This is a genomic window from Polaromonas sp. CT11-55 (assembly GCF_047303325.1).
In the GTDB taxonomy this organism is placed as follows: domain Bacteria; phylum Pseudomonadota; class Gammaproteobacteria; order Burkholderiales; family Burkholderiaceae_C; genus Polaromonas.
The window spans coordinates 1-252 of record NZ_JBKBEX010000079.1 but is presented as its reverse complement, the minus strand read 5'-3'; the positions used below and the strand labels follow the sequence as shown (position 1 = coordinate 252).

At 61.1% G+C, this 252-nt stretch carries 1 protein-coding gene; it reads right to left on the bottom strand.

Annotation, left to right across the window (positions count from 1 at the left end; all coding sequences use genetic code 11):
* The coding region (locus ACEN8I_RS24170; protein WP_413331199.1) for a hypothetical protein at positions 1–252 on the bottom strand (252 nt) is incomplete at both ends.

Sequence of the window (252 nt, the reverse complement as noted above, 5' to 3'; positions counted from 1 at the left end):
GTGCGCAGCATTGCTTCATGCATTGCCCCCCAGTCATCGGTGGCACAAACAACCTGATCAAGGCACGCACACAAATCGTCACGAAGTTGCTCGGCTGCCTGTCCGATATCGGTACCAAGCGGGGCCGTCGCATCAATGTGGATCCACGACTCCGAGGCACAACCTCCCCGACCGGGCATTCCGACCGCCTCAATCGTGCCGCGGTCGCGTTTCACACCGATGATCGGATGCCGGACGTCCTCGACCCTCCAC